Here is a 25,071-nt window from a genome sequence, read left to right on the forward strand (position 1 = left end):
AATTAATACAATTTATCTAAAACATCATCGCTGATCTGGAACGTATGCTCCTGTGCCGGATAACTTCCTGCTCTCACTTCATCGCCATACGCCTGAAATGCTTCTTTCATAACGCTTCCGACATCTGCAAAACGCTTTACGAACTTCGGCACATAATCTGAAAACATACCTAACATATCCTGATAAACCAAAATCTGTCCGTCACATCCTGCACCCGCACCAATACCGATCGTCGGGATTGTCAATTTCTTCGTAATAATAGAAGCTAATTTCGCCGGAATGCATTCCAATACAACCGCAAAAGCACCTGCTTCCTGTACAGCCAAAGCATCCTCGATCAGCTTTTTAGCTGCCTCTTCGCTCTTGCCCTGCACTTTATTACCGCCAAATGCATTAATAGACTGCGGTGTCAGTCCCAAGTGTCCCATAACCGGGATACCCGCTGCCGTAATTGCCTTTATCTGTTCTACAACAGCAGCTCCACCTTCCAGTTTTACAGCGTTTGCGCGACCCTCTTTCATTAATCTGCCGGCATTCATAACCGCATCGTAAACCGATGTCTGGTACGACATAAATGGCATGTCAACCACAACCATAGTATCTTTGGTTCCTCTTGCAACGGCTGCTCCATGATGGATCATGTCTTCCATCGTCACAGAAATCGTATCCTCATAACCAAGAATAACATTCCCTAAAGAGTCACCCACCAAAATACCGTTAATGCCTGCTTCATCCATTAATTTTGCGGTGGAATAATCATATGCGGTGAGCATCGTTAATTTCTCACCTTTTTCTTTTGCTGCCTGAAATGTACTTACTGTGTTTTTCATGTTTCGTCCTTTCCGGATATCCGCTGCTCTTCAGTCGGATTCCTATCACTTAACTCAAAAAGCTGTCGCATGGCAGTATCATCTCGTCCCTTATATTTTTGTTCTGCGATCTTAACCAATACTTTGCCAAGCACTCGGTACACTTCCCCCGCCTCGCTGTCTGCCAAGGCGTCTAAGTGTTTATGAACCGTTTCTGTATCACCACGATCTACCGGTCCTGTCAGAGCCGCTACCGGTCCCTTGTCCAACATATTGGACACATTACCCATAACAAGCGGACGAAGCAATCCAACGCTGTCCTCTCGTGCAAAACCACACTGTTCCAACAGATCCAACACAGTTTGAAACAATGCAATCATATCATTGCTCACCATCGCCGCCGCTGCATGATATTTTACCTTGTTCTCTGCCTGCAGATAAAGCACGGTATGTCCTAATTCACGAAACATCTGTGCCAGTGGTTCATATGCTGCCGGCATTCCCTCTGCCACCAAATAAGCAGTTGAAAAATTTTGATAGGAAGTAAATCGATCGCTGAACGCGTACATCGGATGAATCGAACAACCAACAGCTCCGGTCTGCTCAATTCCAGAAAATACATTAGATGACAAAGAGCCACTACAGTGGCACAAAATTTTACCTGTTAAATCGTATCCTGCAATGCAATCCCATACTTCACTGATCACGCCATCCGGCGTCGTGATCATCAGGGTGTCGCTCGCTTCTACAATATCCTGCAATGATTTATAAACCGTTGTACCGGTAAATTCTGCTGCTTGCACAGCACTCTGCGTAGTTTTACTATAGAAGCCCGTCACTTCTACACCGGCGTCACCGAGGTATTTTCCCATCGTTACGCCTACACGGCCTGCTCCAATAATACCAATTCGCATATCATCAAACCTTTCTATGCTCTACGCACTTGTCTCTGATGCAGTTTCTCTCGAATACCGCTCATTCCTTGTGCAATTGTAATTGCCATAAAGATCACTTAACGTCTTTCCTCATTATACAACCGCACAATCAGACAAATAATAGCACAGTCTCTTTTTTTTGTAAAGAAGTTAACTGCCTCCGGTATGTTTTGCTCTGCATCCCTCTACGCTACGAGCATTTTCCTATACCATTAAAAAAAGTAAGAAGCAGGGCTTACGCCCTGCCTCTTACATTACGTAATAATGCTTTAAGTACATGTAAAACCAGCCTCATAGAAGAGACCAATTCCTTTTTCTACAATTACGAAACAGTTCTAAAACAGTTCCGTTGGCCTGTATTATAGAAAAATATCTGCACAGAAAGGAGCAAAATTATTTCTGAGGACCTGCAGCAACAAGTGCCTTACCAGCCTCATTACCCTCGTACTTGGCGAAGTTCTTCACGAATCTGCCTGCAAGATCCTGAGCCTTAGCTTCCCAATCAGCAACATCTGCATATGTGTCACGAGGATCTAAGATTCCGCTGTCAACACCCGGAAGCTCTGTAGGAACTTCGAAGTTGAAGTGTGGAATTGTCTTTGTTGGAGCCTTGTTAATGTCTCCGCTAAGGATTGCATCAATGATTCCACGAGTATCCTTGATAGAGATACGCTTACCGGTACCATTCCATCCTGTATTAACAAGATATGCCTTAGCACCACTCTTCTTCATCTTCTTAACAAGCTCTTCAGCATACTTTGTAGGATGCAGCTCCAAGAATGCCTGTCCGAAGCAAGCGGAGAATGTAGGAGTTGGCTCTGTGATTCCACGCTCTGTACCTGCAAGCTTAGCTGTAAATCCAGACAAGAAATAGTACTGTGTCTGCTCAGGTGTCAAAATAGATACCGGAGGAAGTACACCGAACGCATCTGCAGAAAGGAAGATAACGTTCTTAGCTGCTGGTGCAGAAGAAATAGGACGAACGATATTCTGGATATGATCGATCGGATAAGATACACGAGTATTCTCTGTTACGCTCTTATCTGCGAAATCAATCTTACCATTCTCATCCAAAGTAACGTTCTCAAGAAGAGCGTCACGCTTAATTGCATTGTAAATATCCGGCTCGGACTCTTTGTCAAGGTCAATAACCTTAGCATAGCAGCCACCCTCGAAGTTGAATACACCGTTGTCATCCCAACCATGCTCATCGTCACCGATCAAGAGACGCTTAGGATCTGTAGAAAGTGTAGTCTTACCTGTTCCAGACAAACCGAAGAAGATTGCTGTGTTCTTGCCGTCCTTGTCTGTATTAGCAGAGCAGTGCATAGAAGCCATACCCTTAAGTGGGAGATAGTAGTTCATCATAGAGAACATACCCTTCTTCATCTCACCGCCGTACCATGTATTAATGATAACCTGCTCACGGCTTGTGATGTTAAATGCTACTGCTGTCTCAGAGTTTAATCCAAGCTCTTTGTAGTTAGATACTTTTGCCTTAGAAGCGTTGTAAACAACGAAATCCGGCTCGAAGTTCTCAAGCTCTTCTGCGGAAGGCTTAATGAACATGTTTGTTACGAAATGAGCCTGCCAAGCAACCTCAACGATGAAACGGATAGCCATGCGAGTGTCTTTGTTAGCACCACAAAATGCATCTACTACATAAAGTTTCTTATTAGAAAGCTCTTTCTTAGCAAGATCTTTCAAAACTGCCCAATTCTCCTCAGAAAGCGGATGATTGTCATTAGCATACTCATCAGAAGTCCACCATACAGTGTCTTTAGAGTTCTCATCCATAACGATGTACTTATCTTTAGGAGAACGACCTGTATATACACCTGTCTTTACGTTAACTGCACCAAGCTCACTCTCCTGACCCTTCTCATAGCCTGTGAGATCTGCCTTAGTCTCCTCCTCGTATAACAACTCATAAGAAGGATTGTGCACAATTTCAGTTGTTCCAGTGATTCCATACTGTGTTAAATTAATTTCTGCCATCTTGAATCTAACTCCTTTTCTTATAATATAGTGTGATAACATTGCGGCTGTCATGCCTCTTTCCCGCATAGATCAAGCATTTGCACGCTGTCCCTGCAGTGGACCTTTTTCAGCCATCGCAACCATTATACATGATTTGTCAAGAAAAAGCACTAAAAAAATAAATTTTATCCAAAAAAAGGCAAATTGACGAGAAACTTTATCGACAATCTGCCTTTTTTATGAATTATTTGGCAACGGTTCGATCTGTCGGATCGTAGTAGCCGCGCTTTGACTTCTTGATCTTCTTTGCCTTTGGTTTCTGAAATGGTCCTTTGGAAAATTTATCTCGAATCGTCGTTATCGACTGATGTGCATGATCGTAAATCCATTTGGCATCCTCCACCTGCAGACGAATACATCCATGCGATGCCGCCTTGCCAAGCTTGCGGTATTCTGCCGCTTGCAAAGAATAGTGATTGCCCAAACGATCATAGGTTACTGAATGGAACATGTAAGGACCCGAATATCTGGTCGCATACTGGCCGTTCGAATTGTAACGCAGCACATGCCACCGTCCGGAACGACTCAAAGAATATGTCCCCTTACGCGTTGTGTGTCCGCTCATGCCCACCGAACAAACCATTGCTTTGACCGGAATGATGAACCCCTTTGCACCATCTTTTGCGTAGATCGTAACCATATTATCCCGCAGGCTGACTCTGATCTGATAACGCGCTTTACTGCCAAGCTTTTTGGTTGGATCAGACCGACGGCCTTTCTTATCAAAATACAACTTATATTTTTTGCCTTTGATACGTACATATTTCCAACCATTACATACAGCATAACCGCTCTTTTGGCTAAAGAAATAATAGTCTTTTTTGATCTTGCGGTAGCCCTTCAAACGGTTTCCTGCACTGTTATTATAGTATTTATAAGTTTTGCTGCCTTGCGTCTCTGTATGCCAGCCCGGTGAATTGTCAGATTCCTGTTCCTCCTCAAGAATATCCAAATCCTGCTCAGCTGCGGCCGCAAGGCGAGTTAATGGATCGGCCTTCTGACTTTCTGCTGCCACACTGCCGGCACTATCGGAAATCATATAATGGTTTGTTCCTATGCAGACACCTGCTGCCAGTAAAACACCGCACAATCCCACTATAATTCGATTATTTTTAAATACTTTTTTCAAATCAGTTCTCCTTATACTTTTCTCTCATTATTGTATCAATAGTGTTTTTATCATATCATCTCTAATCTTTTCATACAACACAAATGTCATATAATTTTATCCGGTCAACCGCCAAACCTGTATTATATATTTACGATGCAGCCAGACGATCTCTTGCCACCACAAAAGGCACCTCCCCCAACGACAGGAAAAATGTGTGAAATCTTTTGTCGCTGTACTGTTTGCCCCATTTCGCCTTCGCTTGTTTCTGCAAATCAATAATCTCCAAATATCCGAGCGTATACTGCATATATCCCGCCGGTTCAGCAACAACTGCATCAAATATCGTCCGGCAGGCCGTCTTGTCATAGCCAAAATCCGTCAGATAATCTCGCACTTCCGCCTCTGTCCAGCCATTATAATTAACCTCCAGATCAACCTTTGCATAAATCGCTAACGTAAGCAGCGTATTTGTTTTCAAAAAACTTGCCAGATTTTTCGTCAAACCTGCCAGAGAATAACTGTACAATTCCGCATAAGTCCCCCATCCTTCTGTGTAACCGCCGATGTTCACGACGCTCCGCACCGGCAAAGGATTCTGCGACTGGTAAAAACAATTTTGATATAAATGTCCCGGATAGCCTTCATGTGCAATCGTTGTAAACGCTTTCGTAAGGTCATACTTTGCATTCCCGTTCAAATAAATCACATTGTCCTGATATGCATCTAATGGTGTTGTCAAATAAAATGCCGGACTAATATGTTCTTCTAACGATTTGTCAACATACTTCATTTGGCAAGACACTTCCGACGGCAGATCAGGAAATGATTTCTTGATCTGTTTCTTTAGATACTGCAACGTTTTGTCCGGCTCCTCTTCCGGGTATTTTACAGATAACGCTTTCTCATAAATAGAACCGTCCTTGACCAACAAATCGGACATTATATTTTTATTATCCTCAATCGTTTGATCCAATAATTTTAAAATATTTTTCATACTTCGATCAGTTCCCACCATTGAACGAACCAGATGCTGATAATATGCTTTTCCCTTCGGCAAATTACAAAGACCTGCCTGATTTTTGCCGGTATCTGCCAATTCTTCCAAAGCTTTGATCAGCTTTTGATAAGCAGGGATCACGTTCTGCAGCACCGCGGAACGATTGCGTTTTGCGTAATCTGCTTTCTGCTCTGCCGTAAGCGTCAGACCGCTCAGTCTCTCCGGAAAAGTCGTGATCATAAAATTCTTCTCCGGCAGTGCAACAAATTCCTTGCACTGCGTTATAATATCTTGCGCCGTGCGCTTGCTCATAAATAAACCTTCTTTGGATCTTTGTTGCTCAAATGTAATAATTTCATCAAAATAATCCGGAATTTTCTGCAACAGTTGAAGATAGGTATCAACACTCTCTTTGTCCCAAAAATGGTACTCTGTGAGTATGACCGGAAGTTGTGTCTGTGTCCCTGTTGTTGGACTCAACGGTTCCTGATATTCGTCTACATTATCCCCTGACAGATCTTGTTTCCACACCGTATGTAAAACGTCATACGCCAACTGCTGCTCTTCATTTAACTTGTCATAATCATAACGCTCTAAAACTGCCAGTTCGTTTTCTGTCAGCATCCGTGCATTTTGCATTGCCTCCTTCGTATAATGCCCTAACGCAGGTTTCACATTCTTTATCCCATAATCCGTAGGATTTTTTAATGTATAATTTAATGTAATTCCATCACTGGTCACATTTTCCCGAAACACCTCTTGCAAAAACTGTTCAAAATCTGCACGAACCTCCTTTTTGCTTCGCGAATCATGAACGCTCGGATGCGACAATACATTGTCATCCTCCATCGAATAAATCGATGTTTTCCATCCCTTTTGCTGCCTGCCATAACACAACAATGTGCCACATGCTACAATGACAAGAAAACAGCTTACCATAATCTTTGCCGCTGTTTTTTTTGTATAAAACCGCTGTTTGCTTCTTCCTACATATTTTGCCATCTACCGAATGCCCCCACATTTATATTGCTATTTATAAAATTCTGACACTTTCCATCTCAGGAATACTTTCACAACCACATATGGGTCTGAGAAGTTATTATTAAGCGCTCCATCTTCACACAGTAAAAACTGCCGTATGGCCACATATTGCTTATTATGACCATAATATGCCATCCATTTTGCAGCCAACAAACTAAATTGTTCTGCCATCAGGGGGCTAAGACAATTGCCGCAGAACGCAAAGTTTTTGTGTGATTTCTTATTTTGTTTAGTCTCTGATGAATACATGCCTGAAGGAATGTCTGAGATGTCCCGGTTTAGCAAGGTATCATCGATTTTTAGACGGGACGCTTTCGCTACGATGCGCTACGTCACGTTACTTAATGTCTCTGAAATACGAGACATAAGTAACGACGAGCGCAAAGTCCCTTTCAAAAATGATGATTACCTTGCTTCCGGGACTTCGAGTTTCCGTAAGGCATGTAAATCAAACATCAGAGATAAACAAAATCTAGAAATCACCTAAAACGAAAATGCGGCAAGACAATTGCTATAGTTCCCTGATGGCGGAATCCACCAGGTAGTGGCTGCAAAATGCGATATAGCTATCGACATAATAAGCAATATGTGGCCTGTTAGCGTCTATGGACGTGTGAAGTTCGAGTTAAATACATGTATATGAATTAGCATTCAAATTATTCCGGGAATCACATTTCACCGCCACGTACATATATATGAATTAGCACGGAAATTATTCCGGCAATAAATAGAGAAAGAAAGGATACTCGCAATGAATAACAGAAGTGAGATGAATGTTTGCTGTAATTCCTGCTCCCGTCCTAGTACAGACTGCCCGAACACTGATCCCTTACGCGGCATGCCTCTAGGTATTGGCTATGTTCCTGTCCAAGAATGGGGACAGACGTATTGTCCTGATAAAGCATTACAACGCGGAACTATTTTTCCACCACTGGATCTGCCGTTTTGCGGCTGCATCCCTAAAGGATTTCGCTGTCAAAAAGGAGGTCTCTCATGAACGGAAATAAAATGAATGGGATGAACGGCTGTGGCCGCAGCAATCAGATGAATCGGCCGAACAATGGCTGTGGCTGTGGCAACCAAATGAACCGACCGAACAATGGCTGTGGCTGTGGCAATCAAATGAACCGACCGAACAATGGCTGTGGCTGCAGCAATCAAATGAATCGGCCGAACAATGGCTGTGGCAACCAAATGAATCAGCCGAACAATGGCTGTGGCTGTGGCAACCAAATGAATCGACCGAACAATGGCTGTGGCTGTGGCAACCAAATGAACCGGCCGAACAATGGCTGTGGCTGTGGCAACCAAATGAACCGGCCGGACAATGGCTGTGGCTGTGAATCTGTGGATTTTTCACAAAATCTTATGAATTTGTGTCGCGATGATCTTCTCAAAGTAATTAACGAAGTCAGCTTCGCTATGTATGACTGCTGCCTGTTCTTAGATACACACCCTATGGATTCTTGTGCATTGGATTATTTTCAAAAAATGAAGAAAAAAAGAAAAGCAGCCATGGATATTTATACACGCAAGTTTGGTCCTCTTGTCCTTGACTGCGCCGGTGATGGCTGCACTTGGGACTGGGGACAGGAGCCTTTGCCTTGGGAATAATCGGGCATTAAAGGGCAACACAAGTTTAAGAATATATGAGAACGTTTTTTGTTGCGTTTCTTAAATTATAACTTCGAAAGGAAACTAAATTATGTGGAATTATGAAAAGAGACTGCAGTATCCTGTGAAAATCACACGCTGCGATCCAAAAGCTGCCATGATCATAGCAAGTCAATATGGTGGTCCTGACGGCGAAATTGGTGCTTCCATGCGATATCTGTCACAGCGTTATTCCATGGAAAACCGCATTGCGGCCGGAACGTTGACTGACATCGGCACCGAGGAATTGGCCCACTTAGAGATGGTTGCAACCATCATCTGCCAATTAACCAAGAATCTTACTCCGGAAGAAATCAAGGCTTCTGGATTTGACAAATATTATATCGATCACACCTTAGCCATTTGGCCACAGGCCGCAAGCGGCGAGCCTTTCAGTGCCAGCCAGTTCCAGAGCACCGGCGATACGATCACAGATCTTTACGAAGATATGGCGGCTGAGCAAAAAGCACGCTTAACTTACGACAATATTCTCCGTCTTGTGAAGGACCCAGAGATTGCAGATCCGATTCGCTTTTTAAGAGAACGTGAAATTGTTCATTTTCAGCGCTTTGGTGAAGCGCTCCGCAAAGTACAGGATGAACGAGACTCACGCAACTTCTATGCCTTCAACCCACAAATCGATAAGAAATCATGCTAAAATTACATTGGGTTGAAGGCATTGCATTCCAACCCGCAGATCAATAAGAAATCATGCTAAAATTACATTGGGTTGAAGGCATTGCATTCCAACCCACAAATTGATAAAATATTATGTTATAATTACTAACTACTTCCCATATCGGAGGTTACTGGCCGATCCACATATTGTTATTATTTTATTGGTAAAATAGCAATATGTGGCCAGGCAGTAAATTGGGATACGCGAGAGTTGTATGATGCTTATAGGGAGATTGTAAAATGAAAAAGAAACTTAGAGAAGCAAGAATAACGTTTGTAAAACATTTTAAATATTCACCAAATTTTCCGTCTGCAATGGATTTTGATCAGGATGCCTATGCAGAAGAACTGTTAAAATGTGTCGAAGATGACTTTGATTATACAATTAAAAAATATGGAACAAAGATTCCGGAAGAGATGCCTGAACCTGAAATAATTTGGGATTAACTACCACCAGCCAGACACTAAAATTGACAAGTATTGTTTAAGATAGTATATTTTTTTGCTGAGGAAGAGAAGAAACTTAAAGAAGAAAGTGACAAGTTAAAGGAATGGCCAAAACTTGTATAGGATACCACCAGTCTCTCTCGGACAGTAGCAAGCCCTTTTTATTATACCTTTTTATTCTATAAACTTCTTGTTTACGTGACCTACTTTTCCCTTGTATCGTACTTTAGCATCAGTAGCGTTTTCCGCCTCATGCATATATTTTTCATTCTGCTGTACTTCACGATTTGCCTTAAGCTATTCAAAATATTAGACAGCACCTTATGCTTATCTTGCAAAGCAGTCAAACTATTGGCATTCTCTGCATATTTTTCCTTAACAAGACCCAATTCAGATCTCATTGTAGCTAATTTTTTACTACACGCTGTCACTGCACTTTTAAACTCTTTTTCCCCATCTAATACAATCGATGCCCCAATCTTTGCTTTATTTGTCATAAATTCCCCCACTTAAAAGGAGACCTTTTACAGTCTCCTAATCGCTTTTCTTTATATTTCTATTTTCACCTGGCTATTTTTCAAGTTTTGACCAGTTCTCCAATCTGTCCATATATTCATTTTCCCTCTCTTCGTCCATTTCTCGACATAACTTCTGATATGCAGTCGGCTGCTCAACATCCTGTTTGTGATGGAATACCATTTGCATCAATGTCAATACAACCATGGTCATACCCATTACCATGACACAATATCCGCAAAATGTGTTTATAAACACATTGACAAAAAAACCAAAAAACGAAAATGCTAATCCCAAAAATATATCCTTGCCATATTTGCAATATTTAAAAATTAAATATATGGTCCCTATAATCGCAACCCCTGCTGGCATAGCCGTATTTTAGGCATTTTGGGGCAATTGCTATTATCCGAGTACGGTGGTCCTGACGGCGAAATTGGTGCTTCCATGCGATATCTGTCACAGCGTTATTCCATGGAAAACCGCATTGCGGCCGGAACGTTGACTGACATCGGGATATATGTCTCGGTGGAAACCATAGTCTCAACGCCCGTAAAATAAGGCTTTGCGAAGATTTTCGTTTTGAACAAAGCCATTATATCACCGCTGCTTTTTGATTGCAAATTTTGACTCCTTTTTGTAGCAATTTAAGTGGTATTTTACAGAAAAAAATCGTGTAGTTTAGTATTATTTTTTTAGAATTATATGTCGATTTTTACATGAAATAATTTTATATCTAAGAAAAAATAGCCCCCGGAAATACTGTACAATCTATCTAAGACATTCCTTATAGATTGCACAATATTGCCAGAGGCAATTTATTATTTTTTCAGTCTTATTTGATCTGCTTCGTTTAGTATGCCATGATATTGCTTCTTTGTCGTGGATTTGCTCCAAAAGTTTTGAAAGCAAAAATCATGATTTTCTAATGTGCCTTTTAAATTAGATGCCCTGATAAAATCGCTTTTAAAACTGCTGGTCGACTTGCTGTTGGTCAACTCCTTTGCCGTATTTACATTACAGCTTCTAACGATTTCATCCTCCAGATTTTCAACCTGTGTGATGCATACCACCTTAGAAATAGCAGTTTCTCGTTTGAGTAATTCGATATTTTCAAATAAAATGTCCGTGTTGTCTGTATCTGTGTCAAAAACTAATACTGCTGTCGTCCCCTTTTTCAAAGTCTTTAACTGTGCCTGTCTTAATTTATCCTGTATAACATTGCGTTTTATGACTTTTCCGGGTTGGATCAGACGCATATCTGTCTTTAATATCTTTAACAGCTTTTCCTCGCATTGTCCCTCAACATAATATACATAGTTTTTATCTGCCATTACCGAATATCACCTCTCCTAAATATCCAATATATCGTAAATCAAATCCGTTGCCGGTGCCGATGAAAAAAGATCATTTTCTACTGCTGATTTTAATGAATCGGTACTCCTCTTCAAAATTTCACCTGCGTTGATACATTCAATCTTGCTATCTTCTCCATATACCTCTTTTTTCATAAAGGTATATGAATGCTTTGGGAGTTGCATATCCAAAATGTCAGTGTTGTGTGTTGTAAAAAACAACTGTGTATCTGCACCCAAAAGTTCAATCATTACTGATAAAAGTGCTTTTTCAATATCGCTATGTATATACGAAAATTTCTCATCGCAGTAGAAAAAATCACACTTCTTCTCTATCATATCTGCAATCATAACCGCAATCGCTATCCCCGATTTTGTACCACTGGAAAGCCACCCTATATCCGGAATTTGACCATCCTGAATAATCGCCACATTATTTTTGGTACGAATTGCATATGCTCCTTCAACCTCTGATAATCGATACACCGCAACAATGGAAGGATCCAGTGCGCGTAATATAAAGTCTAATATTCTAATAAAAGTACCGGAATCTTTTGGAGCGCTGAATAATTCCACTGCGCTATCGTCTTCCGGATAGGCAAACGTCCAGCTTAACCCTGTCACCTTTTCAAGCTCCTCTATGTAGTTGTCATACTTTTTCTGTTTTGTTTCCAACAAACGCTTCAAGCAACTTTCATAACTGTCTTTCTTCTGAATTTCCACGGAGCGGACAGATACATCAATATTTTCCCCGGTAAGCTTCTGCCCCTCCTCTGGAGGAGAAATGACTGTATTTACCCGAAATAAATACTTCATATTTGCCACAAAATCAATACAAAAGGCTGCCTCTTTCGTTTTATCGGAAATAAGTCCGGCAATTCTAGTATATTGCTTTTTATCCATGAAATGGAATATATTCATTAACATTTTGCCAAATGAAGTTTTTCCGGTTGCGTTTGCGCCCATCAAGATGTTCACTTTTTTGTACCTGAAATTCGTAAAACCGGTCAAAAATTCATTCTCAATGCTTGAATTGACAATTTTCTTAGGATATGACAAATTCATAACAAAGTTATTGAATGACATAAAATTATCCATTTCTATATTCATTACTATCATCTTTTGCAACCTCCTGTTTATTATTTCGGATTTCACGAAGTAATCTCCTTTCAATATAATACCTCAAGTTTGTTTGAAAATCAACATTTTCCCGTAAATTATAGCATTTCATAGGATTAAAACCTCTTTTTTCCTATTCTATTTCATTCCAAATATCGTCTCAATTTCTGATAATTCGCCACTCTTTTTTCATTGCTTTGAACACAAATCACCTTTATAATATATATAAAGCATGATAGGAGGAACAAAAAATGACCACTACAGTTCAGACAACAGCAGATTCTGATTTAGCTAAATTTCCTTTAGAATCGACAAATAGCATAAAAAGTCCTTATACACTCTTAACAGAACAAGAGTTGTTAGCGAAACTAGAAAAATCTCGTCAACATGCCGCAAGAGAAATGTACAAAAATGCAACAGATGTTTCAGGCGAAATAAGGACTAAATACGGGTTATAGGATTGCATCTCTACAGTAGTCTAAAATATATTAAACGCAAAAAGTGGCGGTTTCCCGCCACTTTTTAAGTGCAATCCTGAGTAACAAACTCTGTTTCCAATATCTCTGTCCGAAAGTTGTTGGAACGGTGCCAAAAACAGAACAGCCTAAACCTGAAATAATTTGGGATTAAATACCACCAGCCAAAGACTAAAATTGACAAGTATTGTTTAAGATGGTATATTTTTTTCTGAGGAAGCATATGAATCGGCATTGAATAAGTTTGGGAAGGAATGTGAAATATCATGGCGGGAAACAAAGTAAAATGTTATTTAGATGTCGTGGAACACCATCCGGATTGGACAATAGAAGAGTTTGAGGAGGAAGAGAAGAAACTTAAAGAAGAAAGTGACAAGTTAAAGGAATGACCAGAACTTATAGGAGGATACCACCAGTCGGAGATGACATGGTGGTATTTTGTATTACCGCACTTCGATCTGGCACATCTTCATTGCTTCTAAAGCATTCTTATGGCTTTCAGGCGTAACACCGGCGCAGCAATCCTGCAATACAGCAACCGGTACTTCCGGTAAATACGCTTTAACGAGCAATGCATTGGAAATAACACAAATATCCGTACACAGCCCCACCAACGTAATTTCTTCAATGTCTTCCTCAATAGCCAGTCTCTGTAAATAGTCTCCCAACTCTTTGGAGCCGAAGGTCATCTTCTCGAACACTTTGTCCTGTGGGCATTTCACCGCCTCGATATCCTCTGCCAGATTCCAACCGTCGGTTCCTTTGATGCAATGTGGCACCGGCAGATTTTTTCCTTCCTGTGTATCCATGTAATCATCAAAATGTGTGTCTTTCGTGTATAAAATCGTTCCTTCAAAGCCCTTAATAGTCTCAATAACGTTAGGTACAATAGCAACCGCTTCTTTCGTGCCAAGTGCACCGTCAATAAAATCATTTTGCATATCTACTACAATTAATACTTTCATAAATTCACTTTTCCTTTCCAACTATATCAAGCTTAAAAAGCTTCTAACGTTCTGTTTATTAACAACTCCAACTTCCCATACCTCAAGTCCTCCACAACCACATATTGCTTATTATGTCAATAACTCAAACTTCCCACACCCGAATGTACGCCAAAGTCCCATAATACTTATTACGGGGCACGTTTACTAACATTTTGTAAAGACGAAAATCACTGCAAATATTTTGCCTCCATTCTCGACAAAACGCTCTTCTCTTGACACTCCTCATCTTGCCGCAGCAATGCTTCCATCGATTTACGCTGTTCTACAGTAAGTGCATTTGAAAGATTTGCCACAATGAAATCCTTTTGTTCTGCCGTCAATAGCATCATTCTGCTTTTCGCACCAAATCCTATGCAAAAACGATGTTGCACGCTATTCGCATAATAAACAACATAGCCTTGTTCCATTAAAAAGTTCTCAGCTCTGATACCTGTCAAATATTCGCCATAGGTCTCCTGTACCAGTTTTTGGGCAGATGCCACATGCTGCCAACATTCACAAAATGTAAAAGTTCCATCCCCTGCTAAAAATCCGCATAATTCCATAACATTTCTCCTCCCTGGCAAATCCAGCATCCCCATCTCATTTATCACTTAAGAATTTGTTCTATCTCCTGCAATTCTTCCTCACTAAACTCTAAATGTTCTATACAAGCCGCATTATCAATGATCTGCTGCTTTCTGCTTGCGCCGGCAAGCACTGTGACAACCGCCGGATTATGCAGGCACCAAGACAATGCCATTTGAGAAAGCGTCTGTCCCCGTCGCTCGGCGAGAGTATTTAACTGTTGCAATTTGCTGACCAATTCTTCATTCAATTGTTCTCCAAGCCATGTATTTCCTCTTCCCACACGCGAATCTGTTGGAATCCCATTTAAATATCGGTCTGTTAAAAATCCCTGTGATAATGGAGAAAAGACAGCAAGCCCAATCCCATGCGCCACCGCATATTGATCCAGACCATCCTTTTCCACCTGACGGTTAAGCATCGAATATGACGGCTGATTTGCAATAAACGGCGTCCCCAATTCCGTAAGCAGTTGCTGCATTCTCTCGGTCTGCTCTGCATTATAATTCGAGATTCCCACATACAATGCTTTTCCCTGGCGAACAATCTGATCCAACGCATGTGCCGTCTCCTCAAGCGGAGTATCCGGGTCAAAAACATGATGATAAAAAATGTCGACGTAATCCAATTTCATCCGTCGTAAACTTTGATCCAAGGAAGCAATCAAGTATTTGCGCGAACCATTTCGATCGCCATATGGTCCGTCCCACATCTCATAACCCGCCTTCGTTGAAATGCAAAGTTCATCACGAAATTCACGCATTCCTCGGTCTAATATCCGCCCAAAATTTTCCTCTGCACTTCCATTATAAGGATTCCCATAATTATTCGCCAGATCGAAGTGTGTAATCCCCAGATCAAACGCAGTATGTACCATTTCTTCCATATCGCTGAAACGACCCTGATGCCCAAAATTCTGCCATAATCCCATAGACACTTTAGGCAGTTTTAACCCACTGCGGCCACAGCGCGAATAGATCATTTTGTCATATCTCTTATCACTCGGCAAATACATTTTCTGTTTCCTCCTGTTCCAAAAATAACAACATAACGTCACAATTCTCTTTCAGTGTATCATATATTTTACATAGAATCTATCCCAATCATTTTTCCATAACAAACACGACGTACTCATCTTAGGAGTTCCCCGGAAATTCCATTAGGCATAGAAATCCTGTGCCGTTATTTATGACCGTATACATACAAACTGCAAGCAAATAGAAAATATATTTTCCTGCAGATCTGCTGTGATCTGTCCATTCATCTGTTCTACAAGCTGACGTGCAATTGCCATTCCAAGTCCGCTCGACGTGGTACTCCTCGCCAGATCCGCCTTATAAAACCGTTCAAATATCCGCTCCACATCAATATATTCCGGGTGCATCACTTCATTTTGTACAAGCAGGCATGCCTCTCCCTCCTGCTCTGACAAAACGATCTTTACATGTCTGCCACCATGTTCCCATACATTTTTAATCACATTTTGCAGCACTCTGCGCATTGCCTGATCATTGCCAAGCACCCATAATGCGCCCTCCTCAAGCTGTAATTGCGGTTCCATCTGTTGTTTTTGCCACTCATTATAATACGAAAACAAGGCTTCTTTGACCAATGCTCCAAAATCGCATTTTGTCAAAGGAACCTCATAACTTCTGCTTTCCAATTTTGTGTAAGTAAACAACTCTTCTAACATATCCCGCAACGCATGAATGCGTTCTTGAATAATTTGCAAATAACGTGTTCGCTCCTTTGCATCCTCTGTATCCTCCAACAACTGAAAATACCCATCCAAGGAGGTTAGCGGTGTGCGAATGTCATGTGACAGATTGGTATACGTCTGCACAAGTCTTTTCTCCTTTTGCACCCACTCCTGCCTGTTGCTGCGCTGCTTTTGCAAGATCTCATTCAATGAATCCGTTAATTTGCCAATCCCCAATATACGAATATCACTGACCAATATCCCATCACTTTGCTTGTCCTGCACAAACCGGAGTTGTTCCTCCAGCTTGCGCATCTGCCACCGCACCTTGACCAACAAATAGGACATTACCACCAGCGCGGACAACGATACTGCCACATACCACGTCATACCAAATCCCTCTTTTCTATCTGTATTATATTTATCAAAGACATCACTACGAAATAGCCGACCACTAACAAGCACACATTCCGAATTTCTGTTGCAGTCATGTCAATCTGCAATGTTTTCATTTTGGTCGTCAGCAAATACGGCTGCAGGTCTACACTTCTGTTAAACAATTTCTTTATCACCGCAGAAATCCCCATGCAGGCAACCGGTGCCGCCCCCATGATCAAACACATTCCCAATGTCATGCTAAATGCCATACTTCGAATAAGCATTGCGATCGTCATACAAAGGATCAAAAACACATACTGCAATGCCATTCCCAGTAAAATCTCCGGCAAATATTTTGTCACATCACCCCATTTTATATAATGAAATGTTTTGTATACCGCAATGCTCTGCACAGCCAAACTGATCAGATCAAATACGACTGTATATATCGCCATGGCGATCCACTTTGCATACACAAGGTGACGCCTATGTTCCATCTGCCCGCCAATATTTTTGATATATCCATTTTTGATATCTAACATCACAAACATTATCGCAAAAATAAGCGCCATCATTGTCAAAATACCCGATTTCAAATGCAATAAAAACATATCTAAGACTTCTACTGACTCTGCATCCATCTCGCTGGTGTCCTCGGAAATACCAAAAAATATTGTAGCGTTATTATCGTTCGCTGACTCTATTTCCAGATTTGCCTGATCCTTTTTCCTCGATTCACTTGTCTGCAGACCATCTTTGTTCTGCTGCCCCGAAACATTCCCCACTGATGTACTTTGTTCTTGTCCCGAAACATTCCCCACTGATGTACTTTGTTCCTGTCCCGAAATATTCCCCTCTGATGCACTTTGTTCCTGTCCCGAAATATTCCCCTCTGATGCACTTTGTTCCTGTCCCGAAATATTCCCCTCTGATGCACTTTGTTCCTGTCTCGCAGCCTTCATATCATCACAGTTAAACTCTGTTGTCATAAAAACCAAGCCGATCATAATAATACTGATCACCCAAAAAGATCTCATCCGAAATATTTTATATAATTCCATGCGAATACTATTCCACATATTATTGCTCCTTTCACCGACAACCTATTTTTCTGCTGTCATATTCAAAAAATAACGTTCCAATTCTTCCTGGTAAATCCGTAATTCCCTCGGAAACACCCCCGCTTCAACCAACTGTGCATTGATCTGCGCGTTATCCTCCAGCCGTTCATACAAATACAAATGGTTGACATCGATCATCTCATAACGAGTTATTCCCAGTCGATCCAAAATCGGCATCGCCTGCTCCGGCTGATCTAATGTAAGTTCCAATCGTTTGCTGCATTGCTGTATCAACTGTTCCTGCGAAATCTCCTGTAGTAACACACCATTGTGAATAATCCCAAAATCCGTACACAACTTTGATAATTCTTCCAAGATATGGCTGGAAATCAATATTGTAATATTTCGTTCCTCAGACAAACGCTGCAACATATCACGGATCTCCACAATGCCTTGCGGATCCAACCCATTGATCGGCTCATCTAATACCAAAAAATCCGGGTTGCCTACCAAAGCCAAAGCAATACCAAGCCGCTGTTTCATACCAAGCGAAAAATGCTTTGTCTTTTTGCGCCCGGCATGTACCAGACCGACTAATTCCAACAATTCTTCTGCATATTTTTTATCACGGATTCCAAACAATTCTGCCTTAATCATAAGATTGTCCTGCGCTGACATATTCGGATACAATCCCGGCTGCTCAATAAGGCATCCCACTCTCGACCGTACTTTCGCTAATGATTTTCCGGAACAGCCAAATATCTCATACTCGCCAGCAGTTGGATCCGCTAATCCCGCGATCATCTTTAAAACCGTCGTTTTGCCTGCACCATTCCTGCCGATAAATCCATATATCGCACCCCGCCGTATGTGCATATCCACGTGGTCAACTGCAACATGTTTGCCAAACTGCTTCGTCAAACCTCTCGTTTTCAATAACATTTCTCTATTGCCTTCGCTCATATTCATCCTTTCTGTGCTCTCTCTTGTTTTACATAGACTATCATAACTGCCATTTCCGAATATATCGCTAAGAAATCGTAAAGAAATAGTAAAGATTTATAAATGCGCGACCATACAATAACCGATTCCCCATACTGTTTGTATATATTCCTGCTCTGTAATTTTCTTAATCTTTTTGCGAATATTGCTGATATGAACATCCAATGTTTTGGTTTCCCCCATATACTCCTCCTGCCAAGCATAAGTAAACACAGCCTCTTTACTAAATACCTGTCCCGGATGTTCCAGTAACAATTCCAAAATTGCAAATTCCTGCCGCGTCAAGTGTCCCAATTCTTGACCATCAATCATCACCCGATGCGTTTCCTTATCCAAATCCATCCCTCGACATTTTAAATGTGTGGATTCTTCACCTGCGCCATGCTGCAAATGTCTCAATTGAATCTGCACTCTGGCAATAACTTCCTTCACGTCAAAAGGCTTTGTCATATAATCATCTGCACCACTCGTCAACAGATCCAATTTTTCTTCCATCTCGCCTTTTGCCGTCAACACAATGACCGGCACATTACTTGTTTGCCGGATCTGCTGCAGCACTTCTTCGCCGGATAATCCCGGCAACATAAGATCCAGCAAGATCAACTGACATTCATTGTGTTCTAACCACAACAACGCCTCTGTCCCAGAAAACGCCTGACTACAGGCATACCCTGCCTTGCCAAGCGCTTCCTTCAATAAATTATTAATATGTAAATCGTCTTCCACGGTCAAAATAGTATACATTTTTCTCTCCAATATTACCCAATCAGCAAGCTGCCTTCCTGTTTTAACCAGCGTTCGCATTTTTTATAATCCGGCATCACCTTTGCCACTTCTGCCCAAAACTGCTTCGAATGATTCATGTATTTGCGGTGACATAATTCATGCACCACAACATAATCCAGCACTTCCGGCGGTGCTAACATCAACAAACAATTAAAGTTCAAATTGCCATTGCTACTGCAACTGCCCCAACGGGTTCTCTGATGACGGATCGTAATGCGTCCATAAGTCACACCCATCCGGGCCGCATAATGCGCCACGCGCTTTGGCACCACCTCAACCGCCTGCTCTGCAAGCTCATGAATTTTACTGTCCGATAAATGGTACTTTGCCTTGGCCGCCATTCGCACTTTATTTCGTTGCACCATCTTTGCATAATTTTCTTCCAGCCAGCTTTGTTTCTCGTTCAAAAATCGAACAATGTCCCGCTTCGGCATCCGATTTGGCACACGTAACACCACCCGGCAGTCTTTTTTGATCTCCAATGAAATCGTTTTACGCCGGGAGCGGACAATTTGCACCGGAATATTCCCTATTTGATACATCATAAGCCGATATTCCTTTCTTCCTTTAACCTCTCATTTCACCTACTCAAACTTCCCATACCTCAAATCCGCCGCGACCACATATTGCTTATTATGTTAGCATAAAAAAACTATTTTGCAGCCAATATATTAAATTGTTCTGTCATCAGAGAACTAAGATAATTGCCGAAGAACGCAGAGTTTTTATGTGATTTCTTATTTTGTTATGTCTCTGATAAATACATGCCTGAAGGAATGTCTGAGATGTCCCGGTTTAGCAAGGTATCATCCATTTTGGGACGGGACGCTTTCGCTACGATGCGCTACGTTACGTTACTTAATGTCTCTGATCACGTGCACATATTCAATATGCGGTTGAATCTGGCGAAGCGCTTTATATTGTGGAGCCTCTTCTTGCTGCAATGCATCCAGTGCAAGTTGATACACTCGATGTTCATTCGCCCACCACACGATATATTCCAGTAATTGGTAAGATTCCTGTTCGGAAATGTTGTTACGGATTTCTTGTAAAACCCGGATTCCCACGCTGTCTCCTTGGGGAAGCAGACAGTCCAATAACCGTTCCAGCTTAAATCCGCTCACATCTGCCTGCAAATCCATTTCCTCATCGCGCAATTGACAGGAAAAGCTGTCGATTGTCAAAACGCTCTCATCGTCTTTCCCATCTGTACCTGCAACGCCTGCCAGCCAATGATTGATTGCCTCCGTCGCTTCACGAGATAAATTACGATTGACCGCCGGGACACTAAGCACATTCAATGCAAGCTGCAATTCTGCCTGGCATGGTATTCTCTTAACCAAAGAGCCCGCAACCTTTTTGAACATTTTCTTAGGACCGGACTCCTCCGGCCGATACTTCTGTATCTGCTCTGCAACAAAACATTGCAGCCCTTTTGCATCATACGAGGAAATCTGCACCTCAACCTTTAAGCGCTCTTCCATGTAATCATGCCTCCTCTTCCGGATAAACAATTCCCCACTCGCGGCGCAAACTTGTCATGATCTCCATGACCTCTTCCATATACTCTGCATATATGTGCGATGCATCTCCCGGAATCGCCATTTCCATATCCTGCAGTTCATACATAAGTGCATCCTCATGCGCACCGGCAACATCAGTCACCGCCGTTACTGAGTACAGCCACCACTTCCCCATTCTTCATATAAATTTCACCGGCATATCCACCATTGTAATACTTGCCGGCATTCTCTATCTGTGAATAATAAATCTTTAACTCCTTCATGTACTTCTTGACCGATTTCTTGGACACACGACGATATTTTCGTTTCTCCCCATCTAACGGAAACAATACATCTGTGTAATAAAATCGGCATTTTTTCGATAACTTCAACGTAATCTTTTTCTTCAAAAAATAAGGATCGGCACTGTCGAAATATCCTTTTTGCGGACGAACCACAATGCGCTTACCTGTCATCTTCACAATTTGATATTGCGTAGCTTCATCCTTGCGATTGGTTCCTTTCGTATAATGCTTCTTTCCCTTCGTAAGCGATGCCTCCCGATACACTTTCACACCCTTCTTGTACATAAACATCTTGTACGCAGATGCAGAAGCTTCTGCTCCAACTGTTGTCACACAAATACATGCGATCACCAACATTGTCAAAATCTTAGAAATTTGTTTGTTCATGGTGAACCTCCATTCTCCCAGATCCGCTTAGAGTGAATCCCAGGGCATACTGTTTGCTTTGTTGTATGTTCTATTATTGTGTGGATCGTACGAAAATCCATACACAGTAATTATAGTTATATTTTAACAGGCAGGCGGGGGATTGGCAAATGAAAATCTAGTGGCACTACCACTGCGCATCCGAAAAAACAGACTATCCGACTGTCATTGTTCTAATTATAGAATATAATATTTTTATTATATCAACTTCCATTATGGTACATGATACAAGCTATAGAAGGTATGGTGGAATCAATGAAAAACAATTATTATGATTCCAGCATAGAATATCCAGATGACTGTATTGTAGATTTCGATATGCGCTTAATTGACCTATTTAAGAAATTAGATCAAAAATCCCTTACGACAAAAGAGCGGATAACACATGAATTTTATCGTGTTAAAGAAAAGCTCGATGGCAAGATTCCTACACGTATGCAATTATTCACCTATATGGATGATGATGTTTACCGATATTGCATAACGCATGCCAAAGAAAATCCATTCCGGCATTATTTGGAATTTTTGGAGAAGTTACACGAGCTCTCTGAGACAGAGGAAACACTTTGCTCAGGTTTGGGCAAGGACTTTCTGACATTAATTGAAACAACAGATATGCAGAAGGTCTATAAAATGCCTATTAAATATTTGAAGGCTTCGGGAAAAGGTTTCTTTGTCGAAAAAGACGGTATCCAAGATTGCGAGCAGGATCTAAGTCTTTGCTCGCGATCAAGAATACCGTCCTCTATGTCATCACACTATTACTATAATCAATGTCAAAAATCATAAAAAATCATCAAAATCATCAGGATCCAAACCAGCGTCATCCAAAGCCTCGAGTCTTTCCTCCTCATCCATTAACCGAAAATCATCCGGATCAATGTCGGCATTCAGTAAATCTATTTCCAGTCCATCATGAAATTCCTCATCCACATCGCCGTCAAGACCACTTTCCAGCCCAAACGACCCAGAGGTCGGACCCAAGCCTCCGATACCATCATTCATTTCACGTTCCTCATCATTCGTACACATAAGATCGTCTGCAAGCAGGCTCTCAACTTCATCAACATGACCGTCCCCGTCCAAATCTTCCCAACCAAAAAAATCCATAGTATTCTACCTACCTTTCCCTATTAATCAGAACATTGATTTTCCTCGATTTCCTCAAATATTTTATCCATCTTTGTTCTTTTCTTAAAATTGCGCAACATCTTCTTATCGTGTTTCACAATATAACTGACCACTTCACGAAAGTCCTTTGTTTCCAATTCCTGGTCATGATAATTTTCAGCAAATTTCTCTAATCTCATCGTCGGTAAGCATGATACATCACCTCCTCACGACTCCATCTACTTATAAATTATAGCACAAAAGCGGACGGAATTTTTTATAATTTTGTTATCCACTTTGCCATCCATTATTTCATCAATCTCCCGCCTCACTTCAAAAGCTTTCTTATCTCCTTCTCATTCTGCTTGGTAAAATCAGAAAGTTCGTAGGAACGTATACGTTCCCTAACCAAATTCGGAATGACGAAACCATTTTTTACAAGTGTTGCAAGTCGATTGATTACAGTCTTATTTGTAACCTTAAGCTCTTTGCTGACTTCGATAGGCGTGAACTCTCTTTTATAGTTCTTCATGAGCAGCAAGAGCAATGCCTTCTCTTTCCCTTTTAGATACGAAAGGCTTCCTTCCAATTCTTCGTTGTTTGAACTCTCTGACAATTCGCAAACCTTATTTGAGTATAGCAGCACCATGCGAAGGAAATAATTGATCCAAATCTCAGGATGCGGAGGATTCTCTCGTCCCGAATAATACAGTGCAGGCAGCCCCATCTGGATTGATTCATAGTATTCATCAATATCATATGCGAAGTACTCTTCTAATGAGCCAATTCCGTTAAAACCATATCCGTTGATATCTAAAATATATCCCGAGAGCAGCCTTGCTGTTCGCCCATTTCCATCTTCAAATGGATGAATTGTTACAAGCTGATAATGCACTACAGCTGCAATTATGAGCGGATGATCATCTGTTTCATTCACATATTCCACCAATTCATCCAACAGATCCGGTATATCAATATATTCCGGAGGAATATAATCAGGATTCCCTGTTTGTGAATCATATACAGCAAATAATACTCCGGGGGGCATTGGTCCTCGAAGTCCGATTTTTTCTTTTGAAGCTCCCTTTTCAACATACTTGTGTACATCCAATATCAGTTTCTTGGAAAACCTCTCCTTCTTTGCCGCTTTCTCTTCCAAATAATTCAGTGCCAGGAAATAATTACGAACCTCCTGCTCCGGTTTAAGATAGTGTTTTCGTTCATCGCTATCTATAACCTCATCCACCTGCTTCTCCGATAAAGGATTCCCCTCAATTTTAGTAGATGCATAGGAACTTTTCTTCTTTGAATTTTTCCGCAACTTACTTGCTACCGCAATAGGCAACGCAACCTCTGATGCTTTATACCTGTTTTTATCTATCTCAGTAATATACTTTAATATTTCATTTGACAAAGTTACTTTAATCATAAAAAGCGCCCTCCTGATACGTATATTATATCAAACATCAATTAGCCTTTTATCAAACTCACAAATCCGCTCTTTCAGAACTTATTCGCTTGTTTCACAAGCTTATTTGCTCGTTAATGATCCAAGAAAAACAACTGTCTGCTTCGCATCCGCTTGTTTTTCTCTGAGGCTCATTATATCACGAGAGTGCTAATTTTTCCATTAAAATTACACTATTTTTTCACTATTTTACATTTCTACAGTAAGCGCCTAATCTGCCCACGGATTGCACCCCTCACAAATCCATGCCATAATCGGAGTGTCTAAAATTAAAAACGATCACTCCAACAATCGTGAAGTTTCTCATTCAATGCTGGAGACGTTTACTACAACACCAACATTATCTTCCACAAGTTCTCCTGCTATACGAAGCCATTCGCCATTTTTAAATGCACAAATTTCCACCTTTGGATTTGCATGAATCTGCTTTGAAACATCCTTTACCTTTCCAATCTGAATATACAGTTTTCCTTCAAAAATGTGTGCTGTTCCAAAGGTCTTACCCTTGGCTGGTCACCTTCCACAGTTGCCAAATAATATATCTCTGCTTCTTTTAAAAATTTTACTACTCGTTCCATGATGT

30 protein-coding genes and 2 pseudogenes are annotated in these 25,071 nt (G+C 41.1%); 8 read left to right on the top strand and 24 right to left on the bottom strand.

Annotated elements, in window-relative coordinates:
- Positions 1-2: 2 nt before the first annotated feature.
- The 5 genes from panB to DXB73_RS08050 all read right to left on the bottom strand — a co-directional run bounded on the left by panB (position 3) and on the right by DXB73_RS08050 (position 6,894).
- A complete protein-coding gene (gene panB, locus DXB73_RS08030) occupies positions 3-830 on the bottom strand; it encodes a 3-methyl-2-oxobutanoate hydroxymethyltransferase (RefSeq protein ID WP_022025998.1) in 828 nt (275 codons plus the stop codon).
- The gene (locus DXB73_RS08035) at positions 827-1,723 is read right to left on the bottom strand and encodes a Rossmann-like and DUF2520 domain-containing protein (protein ID WP_118690734.1); all 897 of its coding nucleotides are present in this window, start codon (positions 1,721-1,723) and stop codon (positions 827-829) included. The genes panB and DXB73_RS08035 overlap by 4 nt, the downstream gene beginning before the upstream one ends.
- A 414-nt stretch (positions 1,724-2,137) precedes the next feature.
- The gene (pckA, locus tag DXB73_RS08040; protein ID WP_118690735.1) at positions 2,138-3,742 is read right to left on the bottom strand and encodes a phosphoenolpyruvate carboxykinase (ATP); all 1,605 of its coding nucleotides are present in this window, start codon (positions 3,740-3,742) and stop codon (positions 2,138-2,140) included.
- A gap of 226 nt (positions 3,743-3,968) precedes the next feature.
- A complete protein-coding gene (locus tag DXB73_RS08045; protein WP_118690736.1) occupies positions 3,969-4,913 on the bottom strand; it encodes a L,D-transpeptidase in 945 nt (314 codons plus the stop codon).
- Positions 4,914-5,043: 130 nt separating this feature from the next.
- Positions 5,044-6,894 (bottom strand): DUF885 domain-containing protein, encoded by a 1,851-nt coding sequence (locus tag DXB73_RS08050; protein WP_118690737.1) that lies wholly within the window; start codon positions 6,892-6,894, stop codon positions 5,044-5,046.
- A gap of 877 nt (positions 6,895-7,771) precedes the next feature.
- Between DXB73_RS08050 and DXB73_RS08060 the strand changes: the two genes are divergently transcribed.
- From DXB73_RS08060 to DXB73_RS08075, 4 genes are all read left to right on the top strand, one after another.
- Complete coding sequence (locus tag DXB73_RS08060) at positions 7,772-7,930, top strand: spore coat associated protein CotJA (RefSeq protein WP_243034647.1); 159 nt, start codon at positions 7,772-7,774, stop codon at positions 7,928-7,930.
- Positions 7,927-8,547: a spore coat protein CotJB gene (locus DXB73_RS14855; protein ID WP_243104707.1), complete on the top strand. Its 621-nt coding sequence runs from the start codon at positions 7,927-7,929 to the stop codon at positions 8,545-8,547. Before DXB73_RS08060 ends, DXB73_RS14855 begins: the two co-directional genes overlap by 4 nt.
- Positions 8,548-8,638: 91 nt before the next feature.
- The gene (locus DXB73_RS08070) at positions 8,639-9,244 is read left to right on the top strand and encodes a manganese catalase family protein (protein WP_022024027.1); all 606 of its coding nucleotides are present in this window, start codon (positions 8,639-8,641) and stop codon (positions 9,242-9,244) included.
- A 260-nt stretch (positions 9,245-9,504) separates the two neighbouring features.
- Entirely contained in the window at positions 9,505-9,711 is a 207-nt protein-coding gene (locus tag DXB73_RS08075) for a hypothetical protein (RefSeq protein WP_118690739.1), read from the top strand.
- Positions 9,712-9,914: 203 nt separating this feature from the next.
- Here the strand turns inward: DXB73_RS08075 and DXB73_RS08080 are convergent, their stop codons facing one another.
- Both DXB73_RS08080 and DXB73_RS08085 read right to left on the bottom strand, forming a co-directional pair.
- On the bottom strand, positions 9,915-10,208 hold the full coding sequence (locus tag DXB73_RS08080; RefSeq protein WP_118690740.1) for a hypothetical protein: 294 nt from the start codon (positions 10,206-10,208) through the stop codon (positions 9,915-9,917).
- Between the two features lie 73 nt (positions 10,209-10,281).
- Positions 10,282-10,524 (bottom strand): hypothetical protein, encoded by a 243-nt coding sequence (locus tag DXB73_RS08085; protein ID WP_118690741.1) that lies wholly within the window; start codon positions 10,522-10,524, stop codon positions 10,282-10,284.
- Between the two features lie 81 nt (positions 10,525-10,605).
- On the opposite strand from DXB73_RS08085, the pseudogene DXB73_RS14860 reads away from it, so the two are divergent.
- Positions 10,606-10,743 (top strand): annotated as a pseudogene (locus DXB73_RS14860) (manganese catalase family protein); the annotation flags it as partial.
- A gap of 305 nt (positions 10,744-11,048) precedes the next feature.
- On the opposite strand, the gene DXB73_RS08095 reads toward DXB73_RS14860, so the two are convergent.
- Both DXB73_RS08095 and DXB73_RS08100 read right to left on the bottom strand, forming a co-directional pair.
- Positions 11,049-11,561 carry a hypothetical protein gene (locus DXB73_RS08095; protein WP_118690743.1) on the bottom strand — a complete coding sequence of 171 codons (513 nt, stop codon included), beginning with the start codon at positions 11,559-11,561 and terminating at the stop codon, positions 11,049-11,051.
- A gap of 18 nt (positions 11,562-11,579) precedes the next feature.
- On the bottom strand, positions 11,580-12,701 hold the full coding sequence (locus tag DXB73_RS08100; RefSeq protein ID WP_118690744.1) for an AAA family ATPase: 1,122 nt from the start codon (positions 12,699-12,701) through the stop codon (positions 11,580-11,582).
- A gap of 251 nt (positions 12,702-12,952) precedes the next feature.
- On the opposite strand from DXB73_RS08100, the gene DXB73_RS08105 reads away from it, so the two are divergent.
- Complete coding sequence (locus DXB73_RS08105; RefSeq protein ID WP_118690745.1) at positions 12,953-13,159, top strand: hypothetical protein; 207 nt, start codon at positions 12,953-12,955, stop codon at positions 13,157-13,159.
- 284 nt (positions 13,160-13,443) lie between these two features.
- Entirely contained in the window at positions 13,444-13,566 is a 123-nt protein-coding gene (locus tag DXB73_RS15080; RefSeq protein ID WP_279221300.1) for a hypothetical protein, read from the top strand.
- A gap of 54 nt (positions 13,567-13,620) precedes the next feature.
- Here DXB73_RS15080 and DXB73_RS08110 read toward each other — a convergent pair whose 3' ends face one another.
- From DXB73_RS08110 to DXB73_RS08155, 11 genes are all read right to left on the bottom strand, one after another.
- Positions 13,621-14,142: an isochorismatase family cysteine hydrolase gene (locus DXB73_RS08110; RefSeq protein WP_118690746.1), complete on the bottom strand. Its 522-nt coding sequence runs from the start codon at positions 14,140-14,142 to the stop codon at positions 13,621-13,623.
- A gap of 209 nt (positions 14,143-14,351) precedes the next feature.
- Complete coding sequence (locus DXB73_RS08115) at positions 14,352-14,729, bottom strand: hypothetical protein (protein ID WP_022025018.1); 378 nt, start codon at positions 14,727-14,729, stop codon at positions 14,352-14,354.
- Between the two features lie 44 nt (positions 14,730-14,773).
- Positions 14,774-15,766 carry an aldo/keto reductase gene (locus tag DXB73_RS08120; RefSeq protein ID WP_118690747.1) on the bottom strand — a complete coding sequence of 331 codons (993 nt, stop codon included), beginning with the start codon at positions 15,764-15,766 and terminating at the stop codon, positions 14,774-14,776.
- Positions 15,767-15,937: 171 nt separating this feature from the next.
- Positions 15,938-16,840 (bottom strand): HAMP domain-containing sensor histidine kinase, encoded by a 903-nt coding sequence (locus tag DXB73_RS08125; protein WP_022025020.1) that lies wholly within the window; start codon positions 16,838-16,840, stop codon positions 15,938-15,940.
- On the bottom strand, positions 16,837-17,907 hold the full coding sequence (locus DXB73_RS08130; RefSeq protein WP_118690748.1) for an ABC transporter permease subunit: 1,071 nt from the start codon (positions 17,905-17,907) through the stop codon (positions 16,837-16,839). Before DXB73_RS08130 ends, DXB73_RS08125 begins: the two co-directional genes overlap by 4 nt.
- A 24-nt stretch (positions 17,908-17,931) precedes the next feature.
- A complete protein-coding gene (locus DXB73_RS08135) occupies positions 17,932-18,852 on the bottom strand; it encodes an ABC transporter ATP-binding protein (protein WP_118690749.1) in 921 nt (306 codons plus the stop codon).
- 96 nt (positions 18,853-18,948) lie between these two features.
- Complete coding sequence (locus DXB73_RS08140) at positions 18,949-19,635, bottom strand: response regulator transcription factor (protein ID WP_118506712.1); 687 nt, start codon at positions 19,633-19,635, stop codon at positions 18,949-18,951.
- A gap of 14 nt (positions 19,636-19,649) precedes the next feature.
- The gene (locus DXB73_RS08145) at positions 19,650-20,222 is read right to left on the bottom strand and encodes a M48 family metallopeptidase (protein ID WP_118690750.1); all 573 of its coding nucleotides are present in this window, start codon (positions 20,220-20,222) and stop codon (positions 19,650-19,652) included.
- Positions 20,223-20,531: 309 nt separating this feature from the next.
- The gene (locus tag DXB73_RS08150) at positions 20,532-21,161 is read right to left on the bottom strand and encodes a hypothetical protein (RefSeq protein WP_118690751.1); all 630 of its coding nucleotides are present in this window, start codon (positions 21,159-21,161) and stop codon (positions 20,532-20,534) included.
- Between the two features lie 4 nt (positions 21,162-21,165).
- Complete coding sequence (locus DXB73_RS14380; RefSeq protein WP_182448266.1) at positions 21,166-21,306, bottom strand: hypothetical protein; 141 nt, start codon at positions 21,304-21,306, stop codon at positions 21,166-21,168.
- A gap of 28 nt (positions 21,307-21,334) precedes the next feature.
- Positions 21,335-21,871: a hypothetical protein gene (locus tag DXB73_RS08155; RefSeq protein WP_118690752.1), complete on the bottom strand. Its 537-nt coding sequence runs from the start codon at positions 21,869-21,871 to the stop codon at positions 21,335-21,337.
- 294 nt (positions 21,872-22,165) lie between these two features.
- Here DXB73_RS08155 and DXB73_RS08160 point away from each other — a divergent pair, with 294 nt between their 5' ends.
- Complete coding sequence (locus DXB73_RS08160) at positions 22,166-22,699, top strand: hypothetical protein (protein ID WP_243104004.1); 534 nt, start codon at positions 22,166-22,168, stop codon at positions 22,697-22,699.
- Here DXB73_RS08160 and DXB73_RS08165 read toward each other — a convergent pair.
- From DXB73_RS08165 to DXB73_RS08175, 4 genes and pseudogenes are all read right to left on the bottom strand, one after another.
- Positions 22,694-23,020, bottom strand: coding sequence for a hypothetical protein (locus DXB73_RS08165; protein WP_022024053.1), 327 nt, complete (start codon positions 23,018-23,020; stop codon positions 22,694-22,696). The two genes, DXB73_RS08160 and DXB73_RS08165, sit on opposite strands and share 6 nt — an antisense overlap.
- Positions 23,021-23,043: 23 nt before the next feature.
- Entirely contained in the window at positions 23,044-23,220 is a 177-nt protein-coding gene (locus tag DXB73_RS14525) for a hypothetical protein (protein ID WP_182448265.1), read from the bottom strand.
- Positions 23,221-23,348: 128 nt separating this feature from the next.
- A complete protein-coding gene (locus DXB73_RS08170; protein ID WP_118690753.1) occupies positions 23,349-24,449 on the bottom strand; it encodes a Fic family protein in 1,101 nt (366 codons plus the stop codon).
- A gap of 378 nt (positions 24,450-24,827) precedes the next feature.
- Positions 24,828-25,066 (bottom strand): annotated as a pseudogene (locus tag DXB73_RS08175) (pyridoxamine 5'-phosphate oxidase family protein); the annotation flags it as partial.
- Between the last annotated feature and the right edge of the window lie 5 nt (positions 25,067-25,071).

Origin of the sequence: Clostridium sp. OM05-6BH, from assembly GCF_003481635.1 — a bacterium.
Classification (GTDB): domain Bacteria; phylum Bacillota; class Clostridia; order Lachnospirales; family Lachnospiraceae; genus Butyribacter.

What these genes read in the sequence shown, in the direction of transcription:
- DXB73_RS08150 (WP_118690751.1), bottom strand. Translation starts at nt 21,161, where the DNA reads ATGGAAGAGCGCTTAAAGGTTGAGGTGCAGATTTCCTCGTATGATGCA.
- panB (WP_022025998.1), bottom strand. Translation starts at nt 830, where the DNA reads ATGAAAAACACAGTAAGTACATTTCAGGCAGCAAAAGAAAAAGGTGAG.
- DXB73_RS08105 (WP_118690745.1), top strand. Translation starts at nt 12,953, where the DNA reads ATGACCACTACAGTTCAGACAACAGCAGATTCTGATTTAGCTAAATTT.
- DXB73_RS08070 (WP_022024027.1), top strand. Translation starts at nt 8,639, where the DNA reads ATGTGGAATTATGAAAAGAGACTGCAGTATCCTGTGAAAATCACACGC.
- DXB73_RS08165 (WP_022024053.1), bottom strand. Translation starts at nt 23,020, where the DNA reads ATGGATTTTTTTGGTTGGGAAGATTTGGACGGGGACGGTCATGTTGAT.
- DXB73_RS08050 (WP_118690737.1), bottom strand. Translation starts at nt 6,894, where the DNA reads ATGGCAAAATATGTAGGAAGAAGCAAACAGCGGTTTTATACAAAAAAA.
- DXB73_RS08080 (WP_118690740.1), bottom strand. Translation starts at nt 10,208, where the DNA reads ATGACAAATAAAGCAAAGATTGGGGCATCGATTGTATTAGATGGGGAA.
- pckA (WP_118690735.1), bottom strand. Translation starts at nt 3,742, where the DNA reads ATGGCAGAAATTAATTTAACACAGTATGGAATCACTGGAACAACTGAA.
- DXB73_RS15080 (WP_279221300.1), top strand. Translation starts at nt 13,444, where the DNA reads ATGGCGGGAAACAAAGTAAAATGTTATTTAGATGTCGTGGAACACCAT.
- DXB73_RS14855 (WP_243104707.1), top strand. Translation starts at nt 7,927, where the DNA reads ATGAACGGAAATAAAATGAATGGGATGAACGGCTGTGGCCGCAGCAAT.
- DXB73_RS14525 (WP_182448265.1), bottom strand. Translation starts at nt 23,220, where the DNA reads ATGAGATTAGAGAAATTTGCTGAAAATTATCATGACCAGGAATTGGAA.
- DXB73_RS08130 (WP_118690748.1), bottom strand. Translation starts at nt 17,907, where the DNA reads ATGTGGAATAGTATTCGCATGGAATTATATAAAATATTTCGGATGAGA.
- DXB73_RS08100 (WP_118690744.1), bottom strand. Translation starts at nt 12,701, where the DNA reads ATGATAGTAATGAATATAGAAATGGATAATTTTATGTCATTCAATAAC.
- DXB73_RS08140 (WP_118506712.1), bottom strand. Translation starts at nt 19,635, where the DNA reads ATGTATACTATTTTGACCGTGGAAGACGATTTACATATTAATAATTTA.
- DXB73_RS14380 (WP_182448266.1), bottom strand. Translation starts at nt 21,306, where the DNA reads ATGTATGAACTGCAGGATATGGAAATGGCGATTCCGGGAGATGCATCG.
- DXB73_RS08170 (WP_118690753.1), bottom strand. Translation starts at nt 24,449, where the DNA reads ATGATTAAAGTAACTTTGTCAAATGAAATATTAAAGTATATTACTGAG.
- DXB73_RS08035 (WP_118690734.1), bottom strand. Translation starts at nt 1,723, where the DNA reads ATGCGAATTGGTATTATTGGAGCAGGCCGTGTAGGCGTAACGATGGGA.
- DXB73_RS08095 (WP_118690743.1), bottom strand. Translation starts at nt 11,561, where the DNA reads ATGGCAGATAAAAACTATGTATATTATGTTGAGGGACAATGCGAGGAA.
- DXB73_RS08145 (WP_118690750.1), bottom strand. Translation starts at nt 20,222, where the DNA reads ATGATGTATCAAATAGGGAATATTCCGGTGCAAATTGTCCGCTCCCGG.
- DXB73_RS08115 (WP_022025018.1), bottom strand. Translation starts at nt 14,729, where the DNA reads ATGGAATTATGCGGATTTTTAGCAGGGGATGGAACTTTTACATTTTGT.
- DXB73_RS08135 (WP_118690749.1), bottom strand. Translation starts at nt 18,852, where the DNA reads ATGAGCGAAGGCAATAGAGAAATGTTATTGAAAACGAGAGGTTTGACG.
- DXB73_RS08060 (WP_243034647.1), top strand. Translation starts at nt 7,772, where the DNA reads ATGCCTCTAGGTATTGGCTATGTTCCTGTCCAAGAATGGGGACAGACG.
- DXB73_RS08160 (WP_243104004.1), top strand. Translation starts at nt 22,166, where the DNA reads ATGAAAAACAATTATTATGATTCCAGCATAGAATATCCAGATGACTGT.
- DXB73_RS08125 (WP_022025020.1), bottom strand. Translation starts at nt 16,840, where the DNA reads ATGACGTGGTATGTGGCAGTATCGTTGTCCGCGCTGGTGGTAATGTCC.
- DXB73_RS08155 (WP_118690752.1), bottom strand. Translation starts at nt 21,871, where the DNA reads ATGAACAAACAAATTTCTAAGATTTTGACAATGTTGGTGATCGCATGT.
- DXB73_RS08110 (WP_118690746.1), bottom strand. Translation starts at nt 14,142, where the DNA reads ATGAAAGTATTAATTGTAGTAGATATGCAAAATGATTTTATTGACGGT.
- DXB73_RS08120 (WP_118690747.1), bottom strand. Translation starts at nt 15,766, where the DNA reads ATGTATTTGCCGAGTGATAAGAGATATGACAAAATGATCTATTCGCGC.
- DXB73_RS08075 (WP_118690739.1), top strand. Translation starts at nt 9,505, where the DNA reads ATGAAAAAGAAACTTAGAGAAGCAAGAATAACGTTTGTAAAACATTTT.